The sequence below is a fragment of the Pandoraea sp. PE-S2T-3 genome, assembly GCF_002179965.1.
GTDB lineage: Bacteria > Pseudomonadota > Gammaproteobacteria > Burkholderiales > Burkholderiaceae > Pandoraea.
The window spans coordinates 1,000,147-1,026,220 of sequence record NZ_NGUQ01000037.1; the positions used below are offsets into that span (position 1 = coordinate 1,000,147).

The 26,074-nt window shown below is 64.0% G+C and carries 20 protein-coding genes; 3 read left to right on the plus strand and 17 right to left on the minus strand.

All coding sequences use genetic code 11. The annotated features are described in order from the left end of the window. Positions 1 to 217: 217 nt before the first annotated feature. From CDV46_RS26425 to CDV46_RS26470, 10 genes are all read right to left on the minus strand, one after another. Positions 218 to 1,003 carry an IclR family transcriptional regulator gene (locus tag CDV46_RS26425; RefSeq protein WP_087689123.1) on the minus strand — a complete coding sequence of 262 codons (786 nt, stop codon included), beginning with the start codon at positions 1,001 to 1,003 and terminating at the stop codon, positions 218 to 220. Between the two features lie 169 nt (positions 1,004 to 1,172). Next, positions 1,173 to 2,810, minus strand: a complete 1,638-nt coding sequence (locus CDV46_RS26430) for an AMP-binding protein (protein ID WP_087726022.1) — start codon at positions 2,808 to 2,810, stop codon at positions 1,173 to 1,175. A gap of 17 nt (positions 2,811 to 2,827) precedes the next feature. Further along, positions 2,828 to 4,582: an ABC transporter permease subunit gene (locus tag CDV46_RS26435; protein ID WP_087726023.1), complete on the minus strand. Its 1,755-nt coding sequence runs from the start codon at positions 4,580 to 4,582 to the stop codon at positions 2,828 to 2,830. A 97-nt stretch (positions 4,583 to 4,679) separates the two neighbouring features. Continuing rightward, positions 4,680 to 5,753: an ABC transporter ATP-binding protein gene (locus tag CDV46_RS26440; RefSeq protein ID WP_087726024.1), complete on the minus strand. Its 1,074-nt coding sequence runs from the start codon at positions 5,751 to 5,753 to the stop codon at positions 4,680 to 4,682. 97 nt (positions 5,754 to 5,850) lie between these two features. Beyond that, the gene (locus CDV46_RS26445) at positions 5,851 to 6,933 is read right to left on the minus strand and encodes an ABC transporter substrate-binding protein (RefSeq protein WP_087689027.1); all 1,083 of its coding nucleotides are present in this window, start codon (positions 6,931 to 6,933) and stop codon (positions 5,851 to 5,853) included. A 161-nt stretch (positions 6,934 to 7,094) separates the two neighbouring features. Continuing rightward, the gene (locus CDV46_RS26450; protein WP_087689028.1) at positions 7,095 to 7,895 is read right to left on the minus strand and encodes an enoyl-CoA hydratase/isomerase family protein; all 801 of its coding nucleotides are present in this window, start codon (positions 7,893 to 7,895) and stop codon (positions 7,095 to 7,097) included. A 302-nt stretch (positions 7,896 to 8,197) separates the two neighbouring features. Further along, complete coding sequence (locus tag CDV46_RS26455) at positions 8,198 to 8,623, minus strand: F0F1 ATP synthase subunit epsilon (protein WP_058380317.1); 426 nt, start codon at positions 8,621 to 8,623, stop codon at positions 8,198 to 8,200. A 105-nt stretch (positions 8,624 to 8,728) separates the two neighbouring features. Next, positions 8,729 to 9,781: an Ldh family oxidoreductase gene (locus CDV46_RS26460; RefSeq protein WP_087689029.1), complete on the minus strand. Its 1,053-nt coding sequence runs from the start codon at positions 9,779 to 9,781 to the stop codon at positions 8,729 to 8,731. A 34-nt stretch (positions 9,782 to 9,815) separates the two neighbouring features. After that, entirely contained in the window at positions 9,816 to 11,309 is a 1,494-nt protein-coding gene (locus tag CDV46_RS26465) for a DASS family sodium-coupled anion symporter (RefSeq protein ID WP_058378887.1), read from the minus strand. Between the two features lie 328 nt (positions 11,310 to 11,637). Continuing rightward, positions 11,638 to 12,156, minus strand: coding sequence for a hypothetical protein (locus CDV46_RS26470; RefSeq protein ID WP_087689030.1), 519 nt, complete (start codon positions 12,154 to 12,156; stop codon positions 11,638 to 11,640). 560 nt (positions 12,157 to 12,716) lie between these two features. Between CDV46_RS26470 and gor the strand changes: the two genes are divergently transcribed. Further along, positions 12,717 to 14,081 carry a glutathione-disulfide reductase gene (gene gor, locus CDV46_RS26475; RefSeq protein WP_087726025.1) on the plus strand — a complete coding sequence of 455 codons (1,365 nt, stop codon included), beginning with the start codon at positions 12,717 to 12,719 and terminating at the stop codon, positions 14,079 to 14,081. 73 nt (positions 14,082 to 14,154) lie between these two features. Here the strand turns inward: gor and CDV46_RS26480 are convergent, their stop codons facing one another. From CDV46_RS26480 to CDV46_RS26510, 7 genes are all read right to left on the minus strand, one after another. Continuing rightward, a complete protein-coding gene (locus CDV46_RS26480) occupies positions 14,155 to 15,615 on the minus strand; it encodes a sodium-dependent transporter (RefSeq protein ID WP_254916234.1) in 1,461 nt (486 codons plus the stop codon). 293 nt (positions 15,616 to 15,908) lie between these two features. Continuing rightward, positions 15,909 to 16,670, minus strand: a complete 762-nt coding sequence (locus CDV46_RS26485) for a phytanoyl-CoA dioxygenase family protein (RefSeq protein WP_087726026.1) — start codon at positions 16,668 to 16,670, stop codon at positions 15,909 to 15,911. 117 nt (positions 16,671 to 16,787) lie between these two features. Further along, positions 16,788 to 17,159, minus strand: coding sequence for a hypothetical protein (locus CDV46_RS26490; RefSeq protein ID WP_058378892.1), 372 nt, complete (start codon positions 17,157 to 17,159; stop codon positions 16,788 to 16,790). A 172-nt stretch (positions 17,160 to 17,331) separates the two neighbouring features. Continuing rightward, the gene (locus CDV46_RS26495) at positions 17,332 to 17,583 is read right to left on the minus strand and encodes a hypothetical protein (protein ID WP_087689034.1); all 252 of its coding nucleotides are present in this window, start codon (positions 17,581 to 17,583) and stop codon (positions 17,332 to 17,334) included. An 87-nt stretch (positions 17,584 to 17,670) separates the two neighbouring features. Further along, entirely contained in the window at positions 17,671 to 18,576 is a 906-nt protein-coding gene (gene fdhD / locus CDV46_RS26500) for a formate dehydrogenase accessory sulfurtransferase FdhD (RefSeq protein ID WP_087726027.1), read from the minus strand. A gap of 51 nt (positions 18,577 to 18,627) precedes the next feature. After that, positions 18,628 to 21,525 carry a formate dehydrogenase subunit alpha gene (gene fdhF, locus CDV46_RS26505; RefSeq protein WP_087726028.1) on the minus strand — a complete coding sequence of 966 codons (2,898 nt, stop codon included), beginning with the start codon at positions 21,523 to 21,525 and terminating at the stop codon, positions 18,628 to 18,630. Positions 21,526 to 21,774: 249 nt separating this feature from the next. Then, the gene (locus CDV46_RS26510) at positions 21,775 to 22,845 is read right to left on the minus strand and encodes a substrate-binding domain-containing protein (RefSeq protein WP_058378895.1); all 1,071 of its coding nucleotides are present in this window, start codon (positions 22,843 to 22,845) and stop codon (positions 21,775 to 21,777) included. A gap of 423 nt (positions 22,846 to 23,268) precedes the next feature. Between CDV46_RS26510 and CDV46_RS26515 the strand changes: the two genes are divergently transcribed. Next, positions 23,269 to 25,581, plus strand: coding sequence for an FdhF/YdeP family oxidoreductase (locus tag CDV46_RS26515; RefSeq protein WP_087726030.1), 2,313 nt, complete (start codon positions 23,269 to 23,271; stop codon positions 25,579 to 25,581). Further along, positions 25,574 to 25,873: a helix-turn-helix domain-containing protein gene (locus CDV46_RS26520; RefSeq protein WP_087726031.1), complete on the plus strand. Its 300-nt coding sequence runs from the start codon at positions 25,574 to 25,576 to the stop codon at positions 25,871 to 25,873. The genes CDV46_RS26515 and CDV46_RS26520 overlap by 8 nt, the downstream gene beginning before the upstream one ends. Positions 25,874 to 26,074 lie beyond the last annotated feature (201 nt).

Below are 26,074 nucleotides of genomic sequence, written 5' to 3' on the forward strand. Positions count from 1 at the left end.
TGCGCGGCTGCGTGTTCTGCGCGGTATCTCGGAATCCTTGGAATTCAGCCCTGCTCCAACCCCATGCGGCGGGATTCTAGCACGCCATTTTGAGACTTCAACCGGACGGGCGGCCGACCGGCTGAAGCGCAAGCCCAGCCGATCTCAGCGCGCCTTACATTGCCTGACAGGACACCTTGGGGTCTATTCAACCCAGTTCCGGGCGCGTGAACGCGTGCTAATCCTGACGCCGACGTGCCGACAACGCACCGGCCGTCTGAATCACGAGATCGGCGAAGCGGCGCTCGTCGCGCCCGGCATTCCAGCGCACGCGCGGCACGGCGATATTGATGGCACCGATCGCGCGGCCGTCGAGATTGACCACCGCCGCCGAGGTCGAAATGTCGCCCATGAAGTATTCGTCTTCGGTATGCGCATAGCCTTGCTTACGAATGCGCGCGAGCCGCTCCTTGATCTTGCGCGGCTGCCAGACCGTTGCCGGCGTGAACTCCACCAGATTGGTACGGGCAAGAATGTCGTCGATCTCGCCGTCTTCGAGCGTCGCCAGCATGGCCAGACCGGGCGCCGTGCAATAGGCAGGCAGTCGCGAGCCGACGATCACGTTCGCGTTGAACACACTGCGGCTCACGATCCGCAGCACGAACACGATATCGGTATCGAGTCGCACGGTCAGGTTGGTCGCCTCTTCGGTCTCGGCGGCCAGTTGCTGAAGGTACGGCGCGGCCCGGCTCACCAGCTCGTTGGAAACCAGATAGTGATAGGTGAAGTCGAGCAGCTTGGGCGAGAGTTCGTACTTCTTGCTCTGCGGATCCTTGAGCAGATAGCCCAACGCCGAGAGCGTGAAGGTGAAGCGCTGCGCCGCGCTGATGTCGAAACCGGTGGCCGCGGCGATCTCTGACAGCGAGAGATGACGCTTCGAACCATCGAAGGCGGTCAGCACTTTCATCGCCTTTTCGACAGACTGCACGTACAACGTCGATTCGCTCGAAGCCGCCGCCGGCATATCGTCGGCGGCCGCCGTTTTGGCACGGGTACGGGGAGTTTTATTGGTGGCCACAATCGTGATGGAATAAGGCAATCAGGCCTGAATTATCTCATAAAAATAAGAGTCTATTTTATATCGATAACTCTAAAATCCCCGTACCAGCGCTCACAAACCCTCCCCTGCACACTCATTTCACCGCAGCGTGATCCCATGCCGGTGCCGTGTCGCGCGACAGCAGATGCTTGCGAATGCGTTCGGAGGGTGTGGTCTCGAATCGCGCGGTTTCGCGATAGTAGCGCGGGCGCTGATAGCTGGCGAGCTTGTCGCCTGCCCATGCGGCGAGCGTCGTCCAGTCGATCGCCTGACCTTCGCGAAACTGCACGTAGAGCAGCACATCCTGCTCGCCGATCGCGCTCGCGACACCGATCGCCGCGCAGGCCGCCACCGCCGGATGCCGGGCAAACACGCGCTCGATCTCCCACGCCGACACGTTCTCTCCGCGTACCCGCATGCTGTCGGTGCGGCGTCCGACGAACACCAGACTGCCGTCCGCGCTGCGGCGCGCGCTGTCGCCCGTGTAGAGCTTGCCGTCGCGCAACGCCTTGGCACTGGCTTCGGGGTTATCCAGATAGCCCGGCAGGAACACCCCGTCGACATCGCTCGACAACACGATCTCCCCCAGTTCGCCATCGGGCACCGGACGCCCTTCGTCATCGAGCAATTCCAATGTGAGCCACGGCAGCGCATGACCGATGGAACCCGGCGTATCGCTGTCGTTGAGCGTGGCAAAGCTGGAGCATTCCGTCATGCCATAGCACTCGCGCAACGCACACTGCAACCGCTCGCGCGTCGCCTGCCATGCGCTGGCCGCCACACCCGCGCCCCACGCCACGCGCAGACTGTTATTCGCCGGCTGGGCCTCGCTGGGCAGTTGCATCAGGATGTCGAGAATGCCGCCGAGATAGTGCAGATGCGTGGCCTGCGCCGCTTCGCACTGCTGCCAGAAGCGGCTCGCCGAAAAGCGTTCCACGACATGCATTTCCACGTCGGCCAGAAACGGCAGCAGCAACATCTGCGCGCCGCCGATATGGCACAGCGGCTCCCACAGAAACAACCGGTCGCCGTTGCCCGCATCGGCCACCTGCATGGCGGCCTCGCTGGCGATGCGCATCATGCGGTGCGTGAAGAGCACGCCCTTCGGCGCGCCTGTCGTCCCCGACGTATAGATGATGCACAGCACCGACGCCGGCGTGACGGGCGCGGCCCGCAACGGCGCGCCGTCGAATGCCGCGGCTTGGGTCTGCACATCGCTCAACCACCACCGGACGACGCTCGGCCCGTGGTGCCCGGGTTGCTGTGCGGCGAGCGCCAGCCCGGCATCGAGCACTTCACCGAACGCCGGCTCGGCGATCAGCAACTTCGGCTTGGCGTGCCCCAGCAGGTATTCAAGGCCGTCGCCCTTGAGACGCGTATTGACCGGCACCCAGACGAGCCCGGAAAGCATCAACGCGTAGATCAACGCGACCTGCGTGGCGCTATTGCCGAGCATGACGGCAACGCGGTCACCGGGCACGAGACCCTGCGCGGCAAACCAAGCCTGCATGGCCGCCACGCGTTGCGCCATCTGCGCGCGGCTGATGGCTTCGCCTTCATAGACGACGACCGGATGCGCGACCGGCGACGCCCCGCGCCCGCTGGCAAGGCCAGCCATCAACAGCGGCACGACATCCAGTTGATCGCCCTCGGCGCGCTGGGGGAAATATCGGGTGTACGGGTGTGACGGCACATTCATCGGAACCACTCGGGCAGCATTGGACATGGACATACGAAAATCCGCAGAAATCAGTAGCTCTTACGTTTGAACATCGAAGACAGCCAGACGCAGAACGCCATCAGGAACACCAGCGAGGTGGCCACGGCAGCGAGCGTCGGCGTGACAGCCAGTTGAATGTCGTCCCACATCTGCTTGGGCAGCGTGGTGTTGATCCCGCCGGACACGAAGATCGCGATCGTCAGATCGTCGAACGAGACGATGAACGCGAACAGGAACGCCGAGCCAAGGCTCGCAGCCAGCAACGGCAGCAACACCGTGCGAACCCGGGTGAAGGCCGACGCGCCGAGCATCTTGGCGGCATCGTCCAGTCGCCAGTCGAAGCGTTTGAAGCTGGCCGAAAGCGTGACCACCACATAAGGGATGGCCAGCACGGTGTGCCCGATCACGAGCCCTGCGTTCGTACCCGCCAGCTCCCAACGCGCAAACAAATACAGCAGGCCGACGGCCACCACGATGCGCGGCACGATCAGCGGCGCGATGAACACGGCAAACAGCGGCTTGCGCCAGCGGCTCGGCAGACGCACCAGCGCAAGACTCGCGCCGAAGCCGAGCACCAACGCCAGCGCCGCCGTAGCGAAGCCCACGCCCAGCGAGCGCAGGAGTGCCGATTGCCAGACACTCGATTCCAGAAACGCGACGAACCACTTCAGCGTGAACAGCTCTGGCGGGAATGCCACGAACGACTGCTTGGTGAACGCGAGCGGCACCACGAACGCAATGGGCAACACGAGTGCCAGCACGATCACCCACGCATAGGCTTTCAGGCCAATGCCGCTACCCTGTCCGCCCGCGCGCCCGGCGCCGGGTGTGAGCTTGCCCGCCAGACGCCCGACGGCCAGCAGCACCGGCAGCAACCGGCCGCCCTGCCCGCCGGCGCGCTGCGGCGCCTCGCCGGCCAGCGACGACAGGCCGACCACGCGGTCGTACACGTAGAACACGACGATCGAACACAGCAACAGCACCGTCGACAACGCACCGGCAAAGCGCAGATCGAACAGCTCCAGCACCGATGAGATGACCAACTGCGCCACCATCGATTCGCGCGGCGAACCGAGCAGCGCCGGCACGATGAAGAAGCCGAGACTCGAGATGAACACCAGCAACCCGGCGGCCGCTGCCCCCGGCCCCGATAACGGCAAAAACACCGTGAAGAAGCCCGTCGCGCGGTCAGCCCCGAGCGTCTCCGCGGCCTGCACCAATTGCATGTTGATGCCACGCATGATCGGCAGCATCGTCATGACGGCGAGCGGCAGCATCGCGTGCACCATGCCGATCAGCACACCGGTGAGCGACGGTGCCAGCGTGCTGGCGTCGCCGATCAGGCCCAGATGCGTCGCGACGATGGTGAGCAGCCCGGTCTTGGAGAGCAGCAACATCCACGCATAGGTCTTGACGAGATAGCTCGTCCAGAACGGCAGCACGATCCACAACAGCCACCGTTCGCGGGAACGGCTAGACAGGCGCGCGAGCAGATACGCCACCGGATAGCCGAGCACCACCGACAACGCTGCCGTGAGAAATGCGATCCAGAAGGTCGAGCCAAGCACCTTCACATAGACCGCCGAATGCGTCATGCGCGCAAACTGGGCAATCGAGAGCACACCGTCGGCGTCGTACAGACCGCCTTGCAGAATCTCGACGACCGGCACGATGAAGAACACCGCGAGGAACAACAGCGCGGGCAAGGCCGGCAACCAGCCTTGCAAGCGCCGCGGCCAGGCAAAGCGGGGCCCCGCCTGGGGCAGGCGTTGAACAAGCCACATGGCAAAAAACTCCTTAGGCGCAAGCCTGACGGGATATCGAATAGCGCATCGGCGCAGTGAGAGCGGTCAGCATGATTCGCGAGCGGCGTTGGCGCGATCAGCGCGTGAGCAACGTGGCACGGCTGTCGTCCCACGAAAGGCCAACCCGTTCGCCCACGCGCGGCGACAGCTCACGCGGACAGCGCACAGTGAAGTCGGCGGCTTCGACACCGTCACCCTCGTGTCCCAGCGTGACGATGGCGCGCGTATCGGCACCGAGGAACACCACTTCGCGAATCGTGCCCGCCAGTGCACCGTCGCCCGGCGGCGTGAGACGCGCCGCTTCCGGGCGCACCAGCAAGCTGGCCTCGCCCGCCGCGGGCAAATCCGGACTCGGGCCGATCGGCACGAGCGTGTTGCCCATGCGCAGCGCCACGCGGCCATCGGGCAGACGCTCCACCACGCCATCGAGCAGATTCGAATGTCCGAGAAAATCGGCCGCAAAGCGCGTCGCGGGCCGGTCATACAGTTGCGTTGGCGTGCCGATCTGTTCGATACGCGCCTGATTCATCAGGCAAATACGATCAGACAGCGTGAGCGCTTCGTCTTGATCGTGCGTCACGTAGATGAACGTCGCGCCCAACTCCTGATGCAAGCGGCGAATCTCCAACTGCATGTGCTCGCGCAACTTCTTGTCGAGCGCCCCCAGCGGTTCGTCGAGCAGGATGATCGACGGACGGAAGGCAAAGCAGCGCGCAAGGGCAATGCGCTGCTGCTGCCCGCCCGAGAGTTCCGACGGCAGCCGCTGCGCAAACGCCTGCATCTTGACCATGGCCAGCGCGGCGTCCACTGCCGGGCCCAGCTCGGCCTTCGGCAGCTTGCGCATGCGCAGGCCGTAGGCCACGTTCTCCCACACGCTCATGTGCGGAAACAGCGCGTAGCTCTGGAAGACCATGCCGATGCCGCGTTTGCCGGGGGCGTCACGTGTGGCGTCGCGTCCGTCGATCAGCAACTGCCCCGACGTCGGCTCGACCAGCCCCGAAATCATCTGCAACAGCGTGGTCTTGCCGGAGCCGGACGGCCCGAGCAGCGTGAGAAATTCTCCTGCCGCGACCCGCAGGTCGGTGGGCAGCAGCGCGGGCGTCTCGCGATACGTCTTGGCAAGACCGACAGTTTCCAGTTTGGTACTCATGTTCGACTCTCATCCTGCAAGGTGCAGCTAACGGCAGACAGCGACGGAGAATGGCCTGCGCCACCCTCCATCCGACAGACGGCTTACGACTGACGACTTACGACAGCAACCATGCGTTGAAACGTTCGGTCGCGCGGGTGCGGTTTTCCGCCCACCACTGCGGGCTCGGCAGACGCATGCCCTTGAGGTTGTCCGGTGCAGTCGGCAACAGCGGCGCACGATCTTTCGGAATGGCGTCGAAGGCCTTGAGGTTGGTCGGGCCGTAAGCGAGGTCTTGCGTGATGAGTGCCTGACGGCTCGCATCCCCACAGAAGCGCACGAACTGGCGTGCAAATTCGGCGCGCGGCGTGCCCTTCGGAATGCCCCACCCTTCAATGGAGTACAGCCCCTGATTCCAGACGATCTTCACCGGCGCCTTGTTGTCGATGGCGGCCTGTGCGCGGCCGTTCCACGTCGACATCATGTCCACGTCGCCGCTCTGAATCGCCTGCATGGCTTGCGCGCCCGACGTCCACCACAGATTGATGTGCGGCTTGATGCGGTCGAGCGATTTGAACGCCCGGTCGAGGTCGAGCGGATACAGCTTGTCGATGGGTACGCCATCGGCCATGAGTGCCTGTTCGATGGTGTCGAGCGGGCTGCGGCGCAGCGAGCGGCGGCCCGGAAAACGCTTCACGTCCCAGAAGTCGGCCCACGTTTGCGGGGTTTCCTTGGTGAACTTGTCGGTGCGGTAGGCCAGCACGGTCGAGTACACATCCACGCCCAGCCAGTCGGGCGTAACCGCCTCGGGCATGATGCCGGGGAAGTCGGCCGCCTTCATGCCGATGGGCTCGAGAAAGCCCTTCGATTCGAGATACGGAATGTCGGCCGAGAGCGTCAGCGTGGTCACGTCCCACACGAAGTTCTTCGTCTGCACCATCGCCGCGAACTGCGCCACCGGCTGCGAATCGCGCGCGACGCTCACCACCTTGATGCCGGTTGCCTTCTCGAACGGGTCGTAGAACGCACGGCGATACGCCGTGGTGTACGGACCACCCGGGTCGGAGACGATCAACTGGCGCGCTTGGGCCTGCGCACCGCGCGAGGCGACGAGCGGCAAGGCGCTGGCGAGGGCAACGGTCCCGGCGGCTTGCAGCAGGCGGCGGCGCGAGGGGTTTTGCGGGTCGTGCGAGAAAGACATGAGTAACTCCGCTAACGTGGGGGCAGGCGCAGCGCGCATGCCGTGTGTGGCGTATGTGGCTTTTTGGCTTTGTGGCCGATGTCGCTTGTCCTGCCCCGCTTCGCGCTCGACCCGATGACGGTGTGCGTTGCGCGGCGGGGCTTGTGATGACAACCGTCCGGTCAGACTTTGGCGGCTTGTGCCTTGGCGGCACGCTTCTCGAAGAACGCGGCCATCATGCGTGCCGGCTCACCCGACTCGTACGACTCGCGCTGAATGCGCATGCCGGCTTCGATGGCGTCCTGGAAGGTGCCTTCGGTCATTTCGCGGAAACGCTGCTTGTCGAGACGCATGGCCACCGGCGGCTTTTCGGCCAGTTCGGCCGCAATTTCCAGCGCCTTCTCGAACACCTTGTCTTCCGGCACGAGGTGATGAATCAGCCCCAGTCGATGACTCTCGTCGGCGTCCATCAGGCGGCCGGTGAGCGTGAGTTCGATGGTGCGCGACAGGCCGAGCATGTGATTCATGATCCACGGGCCGGTCGTGCTGGCGATACCCGCATTGATTTCCGGCTGCCCCATGCGCACGCCCGGATGCCCCACGCGGATGTCGCCGAGCAGCGACACCTGAAACGCCGAACCGGCAGCCGTGCCGTTCAGGGCCATGACCAGCGGCTTTTTCAGGCTGCGGATCACGTCGTAGTAATGCTCCCAGCCCTTGATCCACTCGATGGCCGTATCGCCGTCGAAATGCTTGGCTTCGCCCAGATCCTGACCGGCGGAGAAGGCGCGCCCTGCCCCCGTCATGATCACGGCCGCCACGTTCTCGTCGGCATTGAAACGCTCGAGCGCCGCGATGATCAGCTCGCGCATGGCGATGGTCCAGGCGTTGAGCGCCTGCGGACGATTCAACGTAATCACGGCGACCTTGCCGACCTGCGTGAAAAGAACTTCCTGCTCCGGCTGCTTTGCTGTCTCGCTCATTTGAACTCCAAGGGCACGAACGTGTGCATTGAGATGGCGGTCATGCGAACATCGCATTTCTCGCTAAACAGTTATCTCACTGCAATAACTGTTATCTGAAAGCAATATAGTTATTTCAAAAAGATGGCGCAACCGGAATCGCCTCGGGGTTTACCTCAGGCGGTTGCACCCAAAAGAAAACCGCCACGGGCAAATGCCGGTGGCGGTTTGTTGGGGTGACGGCTATCGCGGCGCGTGCAAGGTGCACGAGGGACGCGATAGCGTCGAGGCGGCTAGCCGATCGGCCAGCCGCTGGGCGGGGCTTACTTCGATTGCTTCTGTTTGCGCATGCGTTTGATCGCATCGAGCTGTGCGACGGCTTCGGCCAACTCGGCCCGGGCCTTCGCGTAATCGATGTCACCCGATTGCGTTTCGATCAGCGCGCGGGCTTCCTCGCGGGCACGTTCGGCACGGGCCTCATCGAGACTCTCGGCACGCATTGCCGTGTCGGCGAGAATTGTCACGCGATCGGGCTGAATCTCGACGAAACCGCCCGCGATGTAGAGATACGTGTCCACCCCGTCCTCGGCTTCGATACGCACGGTGCCGGGACGCACCGGCGTGAGCAGCGGCGTATGCCCCGGCAATACGCCCAGCTCGCCCATCTTGCCGGGCACCGCCACAAACCGCGCTTCGCCTGAATAGATCTCACGCTCGGTACTGACGACATCCACCTTGAGTAATGCCATGCGTTTCACTTCTCCCTGCGATGCCGGGCACATCGCCTTTTTCGTTTGTTACGTATTCAACACCGATCACGCCAGAACATGCGCGGCCCGGTCGCGCATCGGCGCTTACAACGTGCGCGGCGGTACCACGTTCAGTTCGGCGGCCATCTTCATCAACGACTCCCAGATCGGCGGCGTCAGGTCGATGTGATCGTGGTGCTTCTGGCGATTCTCCGCCTCGTACTCACCCGGATACTGCACCCGATCGAAGCCGGGTTGCGGCGGGCACGACGTCAGATAGTCGATGAACGCCTCGACCTCATGCGAGCGCCACGTGGCAGCGAAGTCGACCTGCGGGTTGAGCACGATGGCAAACATGTTGTTCGTGGCCACGCCTGCACGCGGGTGTTCCGGCTGAATCGTACCGCCGCCCGAGAGCACGCCCGCGAGCAACTCCGTCACGATACCGAGCGCGTAACCCTTGTGTCCACCGAACGGCAACAGCGCGCCGAACGGTTCGGTGAAGAGCGCATTCGGATCCGTGCTCGGGTTGCCGTTGCCGTCGATCAGCGAGCCCGGCGGCGCCTGCTTGCCTTCGGCGGCCAGCACGCGCGCCTTGTTGATGGCGATGGCACTGGTGGCCATGTCCACCACAAGCGGCGGCCGGTTGTTCGGCAGCGGCCCGGCGAAGCACAACGGGTTGGTGGTCAGGCGCGGCTCACTGCCGCCGAACGGCGCCACCATCGGCTGCCGGTTCGTCACGTTGGTGAACGCCATGAACACGAGGCCCTGCAACGCCACCATCTCGCCGTACTGACCCATGCGGCCCAGATGGTGACTGTTGCGCAGCGTCAGAATGCACACGCCCTTGTCGAACGCGCGGGCAATCGCATGTTCGACCACGAACTTGCCCACGTGCTGACCGAAGCCGCGATTGCCTTCATACAGCAGCAGATTGCCGTGGTCGGTCATGACGCTCGGACGGCCGGTCGGATTGACCTGACCGTCTTCGAGCACCTTGCGATAGGTCGGCAGAATCGAGAGCCCGTGGCTCGCATAACCCACACGGTCGGATTCGACCAGATGTTGCGCAACGTCGTACGCGATATCGTCCGGCACACCCTGCGCGAGAAGCAGTTGCTTGCCGAAGTCGATGGCGTCTTGGACTGGAATTCGCATGTTGACTCCTTATGACCTCTTGCAATGATTCGCTTTACAACCAGCCCAGCCAGCGCCAGTAGGTCGCGGCAAACAGCATGAGCAGCGCATAACCGACGATGGTGACGATGATCCCCACCTTGGCGAACTGCTTCGCCGTGAAGGTGTCGGTGCCCAGACACACCATGTTTTGCGGTGCGTTGATCGGCAGGATGAAACCGAAGCTCACGGTAAAACCGAGCAGCATCGTCAGACCCAGCCGATTGAAGTCGCCCGGCAGCGTTTGCAGCACGGCGATCAGAATCGGCAACATGGCCGAGGTCAGCGCCGTCGCGCTCGCGAAACCGAGGTGAATCAGGATCAGGAAGGCGGCGAGCACCGCGAAAACACCCAGCGTCGAGAGCGAGTCGAGACCCGTTGCCGCCACCACATGGTTGCCCAGCCATTGACCGGCTTGCGTGGTCAGGAGCGCGGTACCGAGACTGATACCGACACCGAACACGATGACCGTGCCCCAAGGAATACGCGACTGCACTTCCTTCCACGTCATCACACCGAAGCGCGGCAGCATCAGCACGACCAGGCCCACGTAGGTGACCGACGTAGTATCGAAGCGGTGCAACTTGCCTTCCGTCGCCCAGAACAGCAGCAGACCGATCGACACGGCAAGCAGGCGCTTTTGCGGGCTCGTCATCGGGCCCATGTCACGCAGTTGCGCTTCCACGGCTTCCTTGCCACCGGCGATGGCATCGGCTTCGGGCGGCATCAGCTTGAGCACGAGCACGACGAGCACGACCGACATGATGATGGCCCACGGTGCCCCCGCGACCAGCCATTCGGCCCACGTGATGCGGTCGCCGAGCATCTTGTCCATGAAGCCCACGGTAAGCAGGTTCTGCGCCGCGGCCGTCTGGATACCGACGTTCCAGATACTGGTGGCCTGCGCCACGATGATCATGATGCCGGCGGCGATATTCGAGCGCTTGTCCACGCCGAAGGCGGCGATCACGCCCATCATGATCGGAACCACACAGGCGCTGCGCGCGGTTGCGCTCGGCACGACGAGCGAGAGCAGGATGGTCACGGCGATGGCACCGATCATCACGCGGCGCGTACTCGTGCCGATTTTGGAAAGTGTGACGAGGGCGATGCGGCGGTCGAGCCCGGTGAGCGTCATCGCGGCAGCGATGAACAACGCCCCGGCCACAAGCGCCAGTGCCGAATTGGAGAAGCCTGCGAGCGCCATGCTGATGGCACGCGACGTGCCGTATTCGACGCTCGGATCTTGAATCGTAGGCGCGGTGCCGACGAGGAAGGCCATCAGCGACGTGATGATGATGGCGCTGGCTTCGTAGGAGACGGCTTCGGTAATCCACACCACCACGGCGAACGCGAGAATCGCGAGCATGCGGTGGCCGGCGACCGGCAGGTCATCGGGCATGGGGATCAGGAGCACGGCAATCAGGACGACGATACCGGCGATCAGTCCTATGGGAACCGCTTTCTTCTGCTGGGGAGGGCTTTGCACAGAAACTTCAGGCGTGCTCATAAGGGGGCTCCAGAACGGAATGGCATGCCGGCAGTCGGCATGTCTTGAGAAACTGCCACGCGTGAACTGCGGGTTAATCCTAACCGCATTGATCTTGGCGAGGCAAGTGAGAGACAAAGGGAAAAGCAAAGGCCGATGCGCTCGAAACACACGAGTGGCGCGGACCTTGCAAAGCAGGACCTTGGCTGGCATCGGGGGGCCGAGGGTACCGTAGGCATCGGGCACCGGATAGCCCGGTCAATGCTTCGGTGAATTCGGCAAGCGCGAGCGCTGGTGCGGGCAAGCGCACCGTCTCGACCTGCCGAACGTGTCGGGAGAGTCGGGAGAATTAGAAATGCAGTCCGAAGTACTCGGGCGAGGCGACGAACATTTGCTGCGGGTTCTGTGCCGGCCCCGATAACGCGCGATGCCAGACGGTCTGATACAGGCCCGTCAGCCCGGCGCGCGGTCCGGTGATGACCGTGTCGACGTGTTGCGTCACCCCGGCGTTGGCAAGGTTGCCGCCCAGCGTCTTCCCACCCACGATGATCGGCTCGGCAGCCCACGCGCCCGCTGCGCCGAACACGTCGTTCCATGGCGGCGGTACGGCATCGACCAGTGCGGGAGGCGGTGCGCCCGGCGGCGAGTGCGTCGGTGCACGAGCCGAACTGCGGGCCACACGCTTCGATCGTGTGGCCCGCGTCGGCCGGGTACCGGCGTTCGCGCTGGCTGTGTTGCCCGCGGATACGACCGAATGATCCGTCGTACCGGAGGGGGTGGCGGCATGTGCCGATGCCGGCATCCCCACGAACAACATCAACGCCAGCGCCGCAGCGGCGCCCAAGGGGCGAGAGAGCGACTTCGTCATGACTTCCTCTTGTGCCGGCGGTCAGGTCCGCCTGTCTTGCAAGACATGACGCAACTTCCGGGCCATCGAGGACAACGTATTGATTCTTATGCACTTCTATTTCCACCAGTCGCGTGATGCCGGCGCGTTTCCTCAGAAGTGTTTCATTTCAGAAACGTCCGGCAGCCGCGATTGCTTCATCGTTGAAACATTTGGCGCCGCCTTGTGGGCGGGCACCCTGCTTCAACCGTGAAGCATTCATCGACTTTCGACGCTTTCGATTGTCGTCTTGCGTTTCGTCTGGCGCATTGATGCAAATCAATAAAAGTGCACGACCGTGCGAAAACCCGAATTGACGGATGACGCGCCATATGGCCGTTTCCGGTGGTCTCTGATCGCGGTATCGGACGACTCCGAAAGTGCGGCCCGGCTGCCGACGTGGGTATCGGGTCTCTGGCACAATCGCTCATCGCCAGACGCGATGGACACCAGCGCAGCCGCTATCGGCCGTGTTTGCGGATGTGCTCGCAGGGGTGCCCGCAGTTGTGCCCATGCCGTCGCATGACAACAAGGAGTCAGCAATGCCCCAGTTCGATGTGGATTTGTTCGTGATCGGTGCCGGTTCCGGCGGTGTGCGTGCGGCGCGCGTCGCGGCGCAATATGGTGCGCGCGTGAAAGTGGCCGAAGAGTTTCGGGTTGGCGGGACGTGCGTGATTCGCGGCTGCGTGCCGAAAAAGCTGCTCGTCTACGCGAGCCGCTTTGCGGATGAATTCGAAGACGCTGCCGGCTTTGGCTGGAATGTCGGCACGCCCACATTCGACTGGACGACGCTCATTGCCCGCAAGGACAGCGAGATTGCGCGGCTCGAGAATATCTATCGCACCAATCTGGAACGTGCGGGAGCCGAACTGATCGAGGCGCGTGCCGTGGTCGAAGGCCCGAACACCGTGGTGCTGCCCGCGACCGGCGAGCGCATCACCGCAAAACACATCCTGATCGCCACGGGCGGACGGCCTGCCGAACAACCGCACTTTGTCGGACGCGAGCATGCCATTTCGTCCAACGAGGTGTTTCATCTGGACAAGTTGCCTGAGCGCATCACGGTGATCGGCGGCGGGTATATCGCGGTCGAATTTGCCGGCGTCTTTGCCGGACTCGGCGCGAAGGTCACGCTCATCCATCGCGGCCCTCACCTGTTGCGTGGTTTCGATGAAGACGTGCGGACGTCGCTTGAAGCGGCCTACCGCGAACGTGGCATCGACATCGTGCTGGACCGTACCGTGGAACGTGTGGACAAGACGCAGGACGGCTTGCGCATTTCGCTTTCTGACGGCAGCACGCACGAGGCCGACGTGCTGCTCAGCGCGGCCGGGCGCGTGCCGTACACGCAGGGACTGGGGTTGGCGGCGAGTGGTGTGGCGCTCAACGAAAAGGGCGCGGTGATCGTCGACGAGTTTTCACGCACCAACGTGCCGTCGATCTTCGCGGTCGGGGATGTCACCGATCGCGTCAATCTCACGCCGATGGCTATTCGTGAAGGTCAGGCATTCGCCGATACGGTCTTTGGCGAGCGCACGACGCGCGTCGATCACAAGCTCATTCCGACGGCCGTGTTCAGCACGCCCGAAATCGGGGTGGTCGGGCTCATCGAGAGTGAGGCCCGGGCACAGTATCCGCAACTCAAGGTGTACAAGGCCGTCTTCCGCCCGCTGAAAGCCACGCTCTCGGGGCGGCAGGAAAAGATCCTGATGAAGTTGCTGGTGGATGGCTCGACCGACCGGATCGTCGGCGCGCACATGGTGGGCGACCATGCCGGCGAGCAGGTGCAACTGCTCGGCGTTGCGCTGTCGATGGGGGCGACGAAAGCAGACTTCGACCGCACCCTCGCCGTGCATCCGACCGCCGCCGAGGAGTGGGTCACGATGCGCACGCCTGTGGCTGGCTGATATTGGCCCGAGGCTGTTGCGTGAGTCGCGTCGCTTGACGCGACTCGTGTGAGCGCGTCCGCCTGAACGCCGCCTAAACGCTCTGGTACCAGATACCGAGAATGGCGAGCGGCGTGAGCACCAGCAGAATCAGGCGCCATACCGGCAGGAACCATTGCGCACGCGTGCCGATGAGCACCGTGCGCGCCTGCGGCCAGATGCGTGCGCCGACCAGAAACGCGACGCACAGGCCACCGGCGGGCATCAGCAGATTGATCGTCACAAAATCCATCAGATCGAAAATCGTCCGGCCGAACAGCAACACGTCGGACCACACACCGAACGAGAGCGCCGCGGGTGCGCCCAGCGAGAACGTGGCCGCCAGCACGGCCAACACCGCCGGGCCGCGCCGCCACTGATACTCGTCGATCAGAAACGCCGTGACCGGCTCGAACAACGACACCGCCGAGGTCAGCGCGGCAAATAGCAGCAGCAGAAAAAAGGCAATCGCCACCAGATAGCCGAACGGCATCTGGGCGAAGATCGCAGGCATCGTGATGAACGTCAGCCCCGGGCCCGCGTTGGCCGCAACGCCAAACGCAAACACCGCCGGCAAAATCATCAGTCCCGCCAGAATGCACGCTAGCGTCGCGAGTGTCGCCACCCAGACTGCCGAGCCTGCCAGCTTGGCATCCTTGGGCAGATACGAGCCGTAGACCACAATCATTCCCGCCCCGAGCGACAACGAGAAAAACGCCAGCCCCAACGCTTCGAGCAGCGTCTTGCCGCTGATCATCGAGAAGTCGGGCTTGAGGAACCACGCCACGCCTTCCATCGCACCGGGTAGCGTCAGCGCCCGCGCGATCACGGCGAGCATCAACAGAAACAGCGCGGGCATGAGCCATTTGCCCGCGCGCTCGATGCCCTTCTGCACGCCGGCCGCGACGATCAGTGCCGCCAGCCCGAGAAACACCGCCATGTTGGCGAGCGACGCCCATGGGTCGGCAATGAACGCCCCGAATTCGGCTTCCAGTCTCAACGTGTCAGGGGCGAGTACCGAGCCTTTGAGCGCACGCAGCAGATACGCGACCGTCCAGCCGCCGACCACCACGTAGAACGACAGAATGGCAAACGCATTGAACGTGGCAATGCGCCCCACCCATGACCAGCCACGACCGCCTAGTTCACGCATTGCCGTGGTGGCGGATTTGCCGGTCAGCCGTCCGATGGTCATTTCGGCGAGCAGCAAGGCGACACCCAGCGTCAGCACGCATCCCAGATACACCACCAGAAACGCCCCGCCCCCGTGCTGCCCCACGACGTACGGAAACTTCCACACCGCACCGAGCCCTACCGCAGAGCCGGCGGCCGCGAGCACAAAGCCCATGCGCGAGCCCCACGTGCCGCGCACGGACGGGTCCGAATGATCGGCGTGGGTGGCGTGGGTGGAAGCGGTGGAACTGGTGGAAGCGGACGACGCGGGAGCCGTACTGGAAACAACGGAGGCGGTCGCCGTAGATGGCGCCGCCGAGGGCGAGATGGGCAGATGGGACACGTGTCTCCTCCGGGTCTGGACGTGCACGTGCTGCGACTTTCGCGTTGCTCGACAGCACGCCACGACAGTTGTCATGGGATGGCGTCAGGCAGGTTACGGGTGCAAAACAGGGTCACCGGTATGCCCGGCGATACGGCAGACGCGCGAGCGCGAGCCGACAGGCGACGCCATTAGGATGGTCGACGAGTCTACGCGGGAAAAGGTTCTGTCCGGTTTAGGAAACAGCCCAAAACCGTGATCTCGCCCGGGGGTTTGGGCGAGACCGGGTCAGGCGGATGATGTCAGCGCCCGAGTCAGTGCCCGAGTGCGACTTCACCCGCAGAGGCCGAACGCGAACCCGGCGTCGGCGGATTGCTCTCGCCGCGATACGCAAACACCACCGAGAACTTCGTGGTATCGCCCTCGTTGCGCCCGGCGGCATGGAACAACCCGCTGTGGAACAGCACGACGTCGCCCTGCGCCAGTTCGACCTGACGCCCGCGCGAGACGAGGGGTTGATTGTCGGGTTCATCAGGACGCAGAAAGTCCAGTGCGTCGAGCTGGTGTTCGCCGAGTTGCTCGCGGTGCGAGCCCGGGATGAAGCGCAGTGCGCCGTTGGCCAGCGTCTCCGGACCGAGCGCCAGCCACACCGAGATCAGCGAATTCTGCGGGAACGACCAGTAGCGGATATCGCGATGCCACCCCGTCGCCGTGCCGAAGTGCGGATGCTTCGTCATCACGCAGTTGTGATGCGCGAGCGTGAGCACCACGTCTTCGCCGAAGATCTGCGCCAGCGATTCGATCAGGTCGGGCCGGGTCGCCCAGCCACGCAACGCGTCGCCACGGTCATAGGCCTTGAGCAGACGCCGCACGGTTTGCCCGCCTTCGGCGTCACGCGATGTCGGCGCGCCGGCGTAGCCCACATCCGCCTCGAATTCCAGCGGCAGGGTCGCGGCGGCCAACTGCGCTCGCGCGTCGGCCAGAATCGCCTCGCAATCGGCCTGCGACACATAACGCGGCAGGATCAGATAACCGTCTTCACGGAAAGCGTCGAGTTGCGATGCGGTGAGCGCCATGATGGTCAGCCGGACAGGCAGAAATCGGTGTTTTAGGGGAGAGTTCGGTGGCGTTGCAGGGTAATTCGGAGAGACTGAACGACGCTGGCCGTGAAGCGGCGACGGCGCGTCGCGCACTCAGGCGGCGCGTTTGCGTCGTCGGGGCGGGAGTTCGGCGGCGGGCTTGCGTTCGATCTTCGGTTCAGGCTGCGGCACGTCGGTGCCCGGCAGCGAGGGCTGCGGGTTGCCACCGGCCGGGCGCGGCGTGTCGACCACGCTGCGCAAACGATCGAGTTCGCGCGTGAGCTTCGCCAATTGGTATTCGAGCTGGCAGTTCTTGCGATACAACGTCCGCATTTTCTGGCTGAGCGCCTGCGTCTGCGTCCAGTACTCCGGATACATGACGAAACGCCCATCCGGGCGCTCGACGACGCCCAACCCGCTCTGCCCCATCACGTCGATGGTTTCCAGCGCGTAGCGTCGAACTTTTTTTACCGTACCTGCCGCCATTTATTTCCTACAGTCCCAGCCTGAGAGAGTCAGGCGCGGCATTTTGCCATGAATTCGCCCTCGCCGGGCGGCAAACCCGCACCGGGATGGCGATTTATTTTCGCCCGTCGGCCCCGCCAGCCGGGGCTCTGCGTACAACACACCGCGATTGGCGTGCAACACCGCCGCATTGTTACGGCTTCGGCGTCTTACCGGTGTCGATCGAGACGGGGTCGCTTGCCGGAAAGGTCTCTTCGAGGCCCTCGTCCAGACGCTTTCCCGTCGACGGCCTGGGCTCAGGCGTACGCCGCGGCTGTGACGTATCGATGGACACGGGGTCGCTCGCCGGGAACGTTTCCTCAAGGGCTTCGTCGAGATCGCGTTCGACGTCATCCTCTTTGTGAGGCTGCTGTGGCTTGGGCTTGCGCGTGGGGGTATCGCTCATCAAGTCCTCCGCTTCGGGGGCCGCGCCGGTGCGCGACCGTCACCGTAACTATACCGCGACCTGCGTAGGCCCTGCGGCCATCAACTGTCACAAACTGTGACTGTCGAGCGTGGCCCCGCCGGTGTACACCACGCACTGCTCGCCTCTCACGAAGCCCACAAGCGTGACGCCCGCCGCCGCTGCGGTGCGCACCGCAAGCGCCGTGGCCGCCGAGACGGCCGCCACCATCGGAATGCCGACTTGCGCCGCCTTTTGCACGATCTCGACGCTCGCGCGGCTCGTCATCAGCACGAAGCCCGCGTCGAACGCCTGCCCCTCGCGCGCCAACGCGCCAATCAGCTTGTCGAGCGCATTGTGGCGCCCCACGTCTTCGCGCAGACACAGAATCTCGCCTGTCGACGAACACCACGCCGCGCCGTGCACTGCACCGGTCACCGCATTGAGCGACTGGTGCTTCGCGAGCCCCGCGTGCGCAGCGGCCAGCGCCGCATGCGACACGCGCAGAGGCGCGCCTGCGGCGGGTAACGGACGAAGGACCTGATCGAGGCTCTCGGTGCCGCACAGTCCACAGCCGGTGCGACCGGTCAGATTACGGCGCCGCTCCTTGAGACCGGCAAACGCCCGCGACGAGATCTCGACATGCGCCGTGACACCCAGCGTCGTCGCCGACACATCCACGCCGTAACACTCGCCGCGCTGACGCAGAATGCCCTCGGACAACGCAAACCCGAGCGCGAAGTCTTCGATATCGGCCGGGGTGGCGAGCATCACGACATGCGAGATGCCGTTGAATTCAAGGGCAACGGGGACTTCCTCGGCCAGTTCGTCGCTGGCTTGCTGCCAGCCGCCATGCCGGAACCGCCGCACCTCGAAGCCGGCGTGCGTAGCCACGCTCGCCGGGTCGATCGCTACCGGGGCGACATCACACACCGGGCCGCCGTCAGCGCCGTCGCCACCGGGCGTCGCTCGCCCGGTGTGCAGAGTTTCAGACATCGTCAAACCTTCGCTCCACTTGTCATTGCTGCTAATCCAAACGTACTCGGCCTACTTCGCCGAGACGGGTTCCGCAGGCTTTCTCGCCGCCTCAAGCAATTCAAGCTGCTCGCGGTTGAACGCCGAATACTTCGCCTGCCATGCCGACGGCTGCACCACCGGCAGCACTTGGACGGCGGTCACCTTGTACTCGGGGCAGTTGGTCGCCCAGTCCGAGTTATCGGTCGTGATGACATTCGCGCCCGACTCCGGAAAGTGGAACGTCGTGTACACCACGCCCGGCTGCATGCGCTCGCTGATCACCGCGCGCAACACCGTCTCGCCCGCACGGCTGCGAATACCGACCCAGTCGCTGTCCTTGATGCCGCGCTCCTGCGCGTCATGCGGGTGGATCTCCAGCCGGTCTTCGTCGTGCCAGTGCACATTGGGCGTGCGCCGCGTCTGCGCTCCGACATTGTATTGCGAGAGTATCCGCCCGGTAGTGAGCAGCAACGGATAGCGCGGCGTCACTTTCTCGTCGGTCGGCACATAGCGCGTGATGATGAAGCGCCCCTTGCCGCGCACAAAGGTGTCGATGTGCATGATCGGCGTGCCGTCGGGCGCCTCGTCGTTGCAAGGCCATTGCAGACTGCCGGCCTCGTCGAGCCGGGCGTAGCTCACGCCATGGAAGGTCGGCGTCAGCCGCGCAATCTCGTCCATGATTTCCGACGGATGTGCGTACGGCATCTCGTAACCGAGCCGCTTGGCCAACGCGATGGTCACTTCCCAGTCGGCCATGCCGGGCAGCGGTGCCATGACGCGCCGCACCCGCGAGATACGCCGCTCGGCGTTGGTGAACGTGCCGTCTTTCTCGAGGAACGTGGTGCCCGGCAGCAGCACGTGGGCGTACTTGGCGGTTTCGTTCAGGAAAATATCCTGCACGACGATGCACTCCATCGCCTCCATCGCCGCAGACACGTGGTGCGTGTTGGGGTCGGACTGCACGATGTCTTCGCCCTGACAGTACAGCCCCTTGAAACTGCCGTGGATCGCCGCGTCGAACATGTTGGGGATGCGCAGCCCCGGCTCCTCCTGCAAGGTCACGCCCCACGCCGCTTCAAATTCCGCGCGCACGGTCGTGTCGGAGACGTGCCGATACCCCGGCAACTCATGCGGAAACGAGCCCATGTCGCACGAGCCCTGCACGTTGTTCTGGCCGCGCAGCGGGTTCACGCCTACGCCCTCACGGCCCACGTTGCCGGTCGCCATTGCCAGATTCGCAATGCCCATTACCGTGGTCGAGCCTTGCGAGTGCTCCGTCACGCCCAGCCCGTAGTAGATGGCCGCATTGCCGCCCGTGGCATACAGACGGGCCGCGCCACGAATGGCGTCGGCCGGCACGCCGGTCGCTACCGACACCGCTTCGGGCGAATTCTCCGGCAGCGCCACGAACTCGCGCCACTGCGCAAACGCGCGGTCTTCGCAACGCTCGGCAATAAACGCCTCGGCGAGCAGCCCTTCGGTCACGATGACGTGCGCCAGCGCGTTGACCATGGCCACATTGGTGCCGGGGCGCAGCGGCAAGTGGAACGCCGCCTTGATATGCGGTCCGTCGACGATATCGATCCGGCGCGGGTCGATCACGATCAGCTTCGCGCCCTCACGCACGCGACGCTTCAGTCGCGACGCGAACACCGGGTGCCCGTCGGTCGGATTCGCACCCATCACGAGAATCAGGTCGGCGTGTTCGATGGACTTGAAGGTCTGCGTGCCGGCCGATTCGCCCAGCGTCTGCTTCAGTCCATAGCCCGTCGGCGAGTGGCACACGCGCGCGCACGTGTCGACGTTGTTGTTGCCGAATGCCGCACGCACGAGCTTCTGCACCAGATAAGTCTCTTCGTTGGTGCAACGTGACGACGTAATCCCGCCAATGGCATCACGACCGTACTTCGCCTGAATCCGCCGGAACTCGGACGCCGCGTAGTCAAGCGCTTCGTCCCACGACACTTCACGCCACGGGTCGGTGATCTTGCTGCGAATCATCGGCTTCGTGATCCGTTCCTTGTGCGTCGCATACCCCCACGCAAAGCGGCCCTTCACGCAGGCATGGCCTTCGTTGGCGCGGCCGTCCTTGTAGGGCGTCATGCGTACGATTTCACTGCCCTTCATCTCCGCCTTGAACGCGCAGCCCACGCCGCAATAGGCGCAGGTCGTCACCACGGCGTGTTCGGGCTGCCCCATCTCGATGACGCTTTTCTCCTGCAACGTCGCCGTCGGGCACGCACTCACGCACGCGCCGCACGACACGCATTCCGATTCCATGAACGGCTGGTCCTGCCCGGGCGACACACGGGACTCAAAACCGCGTCCGGAGATCGTCAGCGCGAACGTGCCCTGCGTCTCTTCGCAGGCGCGCACGCAGCGATTGCAGACGATGCATTTCGACGGGTCGTAAGTGAAGTACGGATTGGATTCGTCCTTGGCACTCGCCAGATGGTTATCGCCATCGAAGCCGTAGCGCACTTCGCGCAGGCCGGTGACGCCCGCCATGTCCTGAAGCTCGCAGTCGCCGTTTGCCGCACAAGTGAGGCAATCGAGCGGGTGATCGGAGATGTACAACTCCATCACGTTGCGACGCAGATCCTGCAATTTCGGCGACTGCGTGCGCACCTTCATACCCGCCTCGACAGGCGTAGTGCACGACGCTGGATAACCGCGCCGCCCTTCGATTTCGACCAGACACAGACGGCAGGAACCGAACGGCTCCAGCGAGTCGGTCGCGCATAGCTTGGGGATGTTCACGTCGCTCATCGCGGCCGCCCGCATGATCGAAGTGCCGGCCGGCACGCTCACGCGCTGGCCGTCGATCTCCAGCGTCACGTCCTGGCTTGCCTGACTTACGATAGCGGACACGGTGCGGTCCGGGGTGCCGAAATCGGGGCCGTGGCCCGGTTCAACCTGACGAGGCATGGCGTCTCCTGTGGGGATCGGGCGTCGCCTTATATGTTCGCCAATTCATATGAATCGACGCGGCTTTTCAGACGTCCCGGCTTCGACAGTAGTCCATATTTCCCGCGACAGCAAAATTCGGGAAAACCTCACCGGCATAAATTAGCGGCCGGGAAGCCGTCAAAAGACGGCCGGAGTCTGCCGCGACATATAGGCATGCCGTTGCATATGAGCCGCGACACCCCGACGAGCCCTCCCCGGGGCGCGAGTTCAGCCCAGCGACGGAAACGCCTCCGACAGCGCCGCCACCCGCCCGGTGTGCGCCTCGGCGTAACCGGGAATATCGTGCACGACCTGCTTGTAAGGCGCGCTTTGCAAAATATCGAGCAGCGCCCGGACATAGCGATGATCGGCCGCTTCGTCGGGGAAGATGAGGCAATAACGCTCGGTGAGAATCGGCAGAAAATCCAGCCCGAACTGGGTCGCCGCCGCTTCGATGGCGAGCCCGGCGTCGGCGCGTCCGCTGGCGATATAGGCCGCGACGGCGGCATGCGTCAGCTCGATGTTCTCGGTGCCGTGAATCGTTTCCGGATCGAGCCGCGCCTGCTGCAAGAGCAGATCGAAGATCATCCGCGTACCCGAGCCGCGTTCACGATTGGCGAAACGCGCCCCCACACGCGGCAGATCGGCGATGGACTGGATATGCAGCGGATTGCCCCTCGCGACGAGCAATCCAAGTCGACGCGATGCCACGTCGGCGACGCGATAGGCCTTCCCCTTGAGCAAGGGCGCGTACTGCGCCAGCACCGGCTCGGCGAGTGCGCCCTCAGGCACATGGAAGCTCGCCATCTCGCACTCCTGCTTTGCCAGTGCGGAGACCGCCTCGATGCTGCCGCGATAACTCACCTCCAGCGGTAACTCGGCTTTCGCCGCGAAGTCGACCAGCGCCGCCACCGCCAGCCCGTGACTGGCAAAGATGCGCAGCTGATCGTTGTCTTCTCCGAGCAGATCGTCGAGTTCCGTCTGCAACTCCGAGGCCATCGTCTCAAGCAACGGCCCGAGCCGGGCCTGCAATCGCTTCTGCCCCCAGAGCAGCCGGCGGGCGAGCGGCGTCAGGACTGCGCCGCGCCCGCGCGCCATCGTGAGCAACGGTGCGCCGAGCGCCGTCTCGGCCTCTTTCACATGCCCCCACGCCCCGCGATAGGAGAGGTTCAGCGCATGACTCGCCGCCTGCAAATTGCCTAGCGTGTCGACATGCGCCAGCAGCGAAATCAGCTTGTCGAGCGGCACATCGCTGCCGTCATGACGAAAGCGCAGTTGAGGGGCAATCGAGATCCGCATAGGGCTATCCATATGAGAGGGTATTCATAAATGCTTCGCTTCGAAATTCCGCCGGACCGGCATAACACGTTGAAGCACAAGCCTTCTGCGTATCAGCGACTTCCGCTGCCGAGGATTTCCACGCAGCAATTATGCATATTTTTACCTATCCGTCATACGACCAATCGCGTTTCGCACGATCATCGCCCGCCGGCCAAGACAGCGACGCTTTCGTCAAGCTATTGCCGCGCCTTCATATGCTATTAATTGCATAATATGAATCATGAAAATTGCTGATAACATGCGGACATTCGGCCTGATATCAGGAACTAGCAACATGAACGCCTGATCTCACGTTGACGATTCGACGATTATTTATGCATTTATTTGCCTATTTAACGCGCCCGAATTCCCCTCTGAATCACGCGCACAGCGCACTGCAACATGACCACTCCGAAGATCGCCAACTACACGCGCCCCGCCGGCGGCTGGGGCGCCCTCAAGAACGTTGCCATCCAGCTCGTCTCGCAAGGCATCCCGCTCAAGGGCGCACGCACGCTGCTGAGCGCCAACCAGCCCAGCGGCTTTGACTGCCCGGGCTGCGCATGGCCGGACCGCGAGCATGCGTCGACGTTCGAGTTTTGCGAGAACGGCGCCAAGGCCGTCGCCGCCGAGGCCACCAAACGCCGCGTGACGCCCGCCTTCTTCGCAGAACACACGGTCACCGACCTGCTGTCGCTCGACGACTACACGCTCGAAGGGTATGGGCGCCTCACGCACCCGATGCGCTTCGATGCCGCCACCGACCGGTATGTGCCGATCGAGTGGGACGCCGCCTTCGCGCTCATCGGCGAACACCTGCGCGCCCTGCCCGATGCTGATCAGGCGGCGTTCTATACCTCGGGCCGCACGAGCAATGAGGCCGCCTTCCTGTATCAGCTCTTCGTGCGCCAGTACGGCACGAACAATTTCCCCGATTGCTCGAACATGTGCCACGAGCCCACGAGCGTGGGCCTGCCACCGGTCGTCGGCATCGGCAAGGGCACCGTGACGCTGGAAGACTTCGAGCACGCCGACACGCTTCTGCTGTTCGGGCAGAACCCGGGCACCAACCACCCGCGCATGCTCGGCGAACTGCGCGAAGCAGCCCGTCGCGGCGCCACTATCGTCTCGATCAATCTGCTGCACGAGCGCGGTCTGGAGCGTTTTGCCGATCCGCAAAGCGCCGCCGAGATGCTCAGCATGGGCGGCACGGCGATCAGCGGCCACTACATCACCCCCGCGAGCGGTGGTGATTTCGCATTCGTCAAAGGCGTGATCAAGCATGTGCTGGAACGCGATGCCGAGGCCCGCGCCAACGGCGACGCGCCACTGCTCGACGACGCATTCATTGCCGAACACACCCACGGCTTCGATGACTTTGCCGCCGACGTGCGTGCCGAGCGCTGGGACGATCTGGAGCGCGCCGCGGGCGTCTCGCAGGCGCAGATGTGGCAGATTGCCGACGTCTATCTGCGCGGCGAGCGTGTGATCGCCACGTGGGGCATGGGCATCACGCAACACAAGCAAGCCGTGGCGACCATTCAGATGATCACCAACCTGATGCTCCTGCGCGGCAACATCGGCCGCCCCGGCGCCGGTCTGTGCCCCGTACGCGGCCACAGCAACGTGCAGGGCGACCGCACCGTGGGCATCAACGAGAAGCCCAGCGAGGCGTTTCTCGACCGGCTGGGTCAGGTGTTCGACTTCACCCCGCCGCGCCGCGAAGGGCTTGGCGTCGTGGACACGATTTCCGCAATGCTTGAAGGCCGCATCAAGGTCTTCATCGGCATGGGCGGCAACTTCGCCATGGCCACGCCCGACACGCCGCGCACGTGGGAAGGTCTGCGTCAGTGCGACCTGACCGTGCACGTGGCGACGAAGCTCAACCGCAGCCATCTCGTGCATGGGCGCGACGCGCTCATCCTGCCCTGCCTCGGCCGCACGGAAATCGACATGCAGGCCGGTGCTGTGCAGGGCGTGACCGTCGAAGACTCGATGAGCATGGTGCACCTCTCGTATGGCATCAACGCCCCGGCGTCGGAACATCTGCGCTCGGAGCCGGCCATCGTCGCAGGGATCGCGCAGGCCACGATGGGCCGCGCCCTCGCCGGCCACGACGACTGGCACTGGTATATCGAAGACTACGACCGCATTCGCGACGCGATTGCGGCGACGTTCGACGACTTCGAAGGCTTCAACCGCCGCGTGCGCCATCCGGGTGGCTTCCGCCTGGACGTGCCGCCCGCCGAGCGCCGCTGGCTGACGGCCACGGGCCGCGCCAATTTCACGACGCACCCGCTGCCGCACGAATTGCCCATCGACACGGCGCGCCGTCAGGCCGGTGAGCGCGGCGCTGAAGTGCTGCAACTCGCGACCATTCGCTCGCATGATCAATACAACACCACGATCTACGGCCTGAACGATCGCTATCGCGGCGTGTTCGGGCAACGTCGCGTCGTGTTCGCGAATGAGGAAGACCTCGACGCGCTGGGCTTGCGCGCAGGCGAGCGCATCGATCTGGTCGGCGTGTGGAACGACGGCATTGCACGCCGCGCCGACGACTTCCTGCTCGTGGCCTACGACATTCCGCGCGGCAGCATCGCCGCCTATTACCCGGAAACCAACGGCCTCGTACCGCTGGACGCCACCGCCGACGGTGCAGGCACCCCAACGTCCAAGTCGATCCCGGTGTTGATGGAGCGCCGCCATGCCTGATGGCGCCGCCGGCAGCCCGCCACCCTCTCCCTCGGCCACTGGCGAGATCTCACAGGCCGAGCAGGATCTGGCGCGGCTGCTCTTCACGCTCGCACAAGGCCGCCATGAAGGGCGCGATGCGCTGTCGCTGGCACGGCTGGCAAAGCGCAGCGCCCTGCCAATGAGCGACCTGCTGCGCTATCTCGGCGTGCTGGGCGAGGCGGGCTGGGTCGAAGTGGAAGACGGCGAGCGCGGGCTGCGGCTCGCACGGCTCACGGACACCGGACTCGCGCAGTACGACAGCCTCGTGTAAGGCAGCGATAGGACATCGCAGATGCGGCAAGGCGCTACTAAGGCGCTACTTAGGCGCTACTTAGGCGCTGCACTGTCACTCCGGTAAGGCACTGAGATGACATTGCCACGCGACTGACATATTCCCGACCTGACGGACGACATACACTCTTGTCGCCACGGTGCCGGGCTGGTTGCGTACGGATTGGGTAAGATCGCGCTC

Coding starts and splice junctions, on each gene's coding strand:
- CDV46_RS26440 (WP_087726024.1), bottom strand. CDS start 5,753: ATGAGTACCAAACTGGAAACTGTCGGTCTTGCCAAGACGTATCGCGAG.
- gor (WP_087726025.1), top strand. CDS start 12,717: ATGCCCCAGTTCGATGTGGATTTGTTCGTGATCGGTGCCGGTTCCGGC.
- CDV46_RS26490 (WP_058378892.1), bottom strand. CDS start 17,159: ATGGCGGCAGGTACGGTAAAAAAAGTTCGACGCTACGCGCTGGAAACC.
- CDV46_RS26445 (WP_087689027.1), bottom strand. CDS start 6,933: ATGTCTTTCTCGCACGACCCGCAAAACCCCTCGCGCCGCCGCCTGCTG.
- fdhD (WP_087726027.1), bottom strand. CDS start 18,576: ATGTCTGAAACTCTGCACACCGGGCGAGCGACGCCCGGTGGCGACGGC.
- CDV46_RS26495 (WP_087689034.1), bottom strand. CDS start 17,583: ATGAGCGATACCCCCACGCGCAAGCCCAAGCCACAGCAGCCTCACAAA.
- CDV46_RS26455 (WP_058380317.1), bottom strand. CDS start 8,623: ATGGCATTACTCAAGGTGGATGTCGTCAGTACCGAGCGTGAGATCTAT.
- CDV46_RS26425 (WP_087689123.1), bottom strand. CDS start 1,003: ATGCCGGCGGCGGCTTCGAGCGAATCGACGTTGTACGTGCAGTCTGTC.
- CDV46_RS26485 (WP_087726026.1), bottom strand. CDS start 16,670: ATGGCGCTCACCGCATCGCAACTCGACGCTTTCCGTGAAGACGGTTAT.
- CDV46_RS26520 (WP_087726031.1), top strand. CDS start 25,574: ATGCCTGATGGCGCCGCCGGCAGCCCGCCACCCTCTCCCTCGGCCACT.
- CDV46_RS26430 (WP_087726022.1), bottom strand. CDS start 2,810: ATGTCCATGTCCAATGCTGCCCGAGTGGTTCCGATGAATGTGCCGTCA.
- CDV46_RS26450 (WP_087689028.1), bottom strand. CDS start 7,895: ATGAGCGAGACAGCAAAGCAGCCGGAGCAGGAAGTTCTTTTCACGCAG.
- CDV46_RS26470 (WP_087689030.1), bottom strand. CDS start 12,156: ATGACGAAGTCGCTCTCTCGCCCCTTGGGCGCCGCTGCGGCGCTGGCG.
- CDV46_RS26460 (WP_087689029.1), bottom strand. CDS start 9,781: ATGCGAATTCCAGTCCAAGACGCCATCGACTTCGGCAAGCAACTGCTT.
- CDV46_RS26510 (WP_058378895.1), bottom strand. CDS start 22,845: ATGCGGATCTCGATTGCCCCTCAACTGCGCTTTCGTCATGACGGCAGC.
- fdhF (WP_087726028.1), bottom strand. CDS start 21,525: ATGCCTCGTCAGGTTGAACCGGGCCACGGCCCCGATTTCGGCACCCCG.
- CDV46_RS26465 (WP_058378887.1), bottom strand. CDS start 11,309: ATGAGCACGCCTGAAGTTTCTGTGCAAAGCCCTCCCCAGCAGAAGAAA.
- CDV46_RS26515 (WP_087726030.1), top strand. CDS start 23,269: ATGACCACTCCGAAGATCGCCAACTACACGCGCCCCGCCGGCGGCTGG.
- CDV46_RS26435 (WP_087726023.1), bottom strand. CDS start 4,582: ATGTGGCTTGTTCAACGCCTGCCCCAGGCGGGGCCCCGCTTTGCCTGG.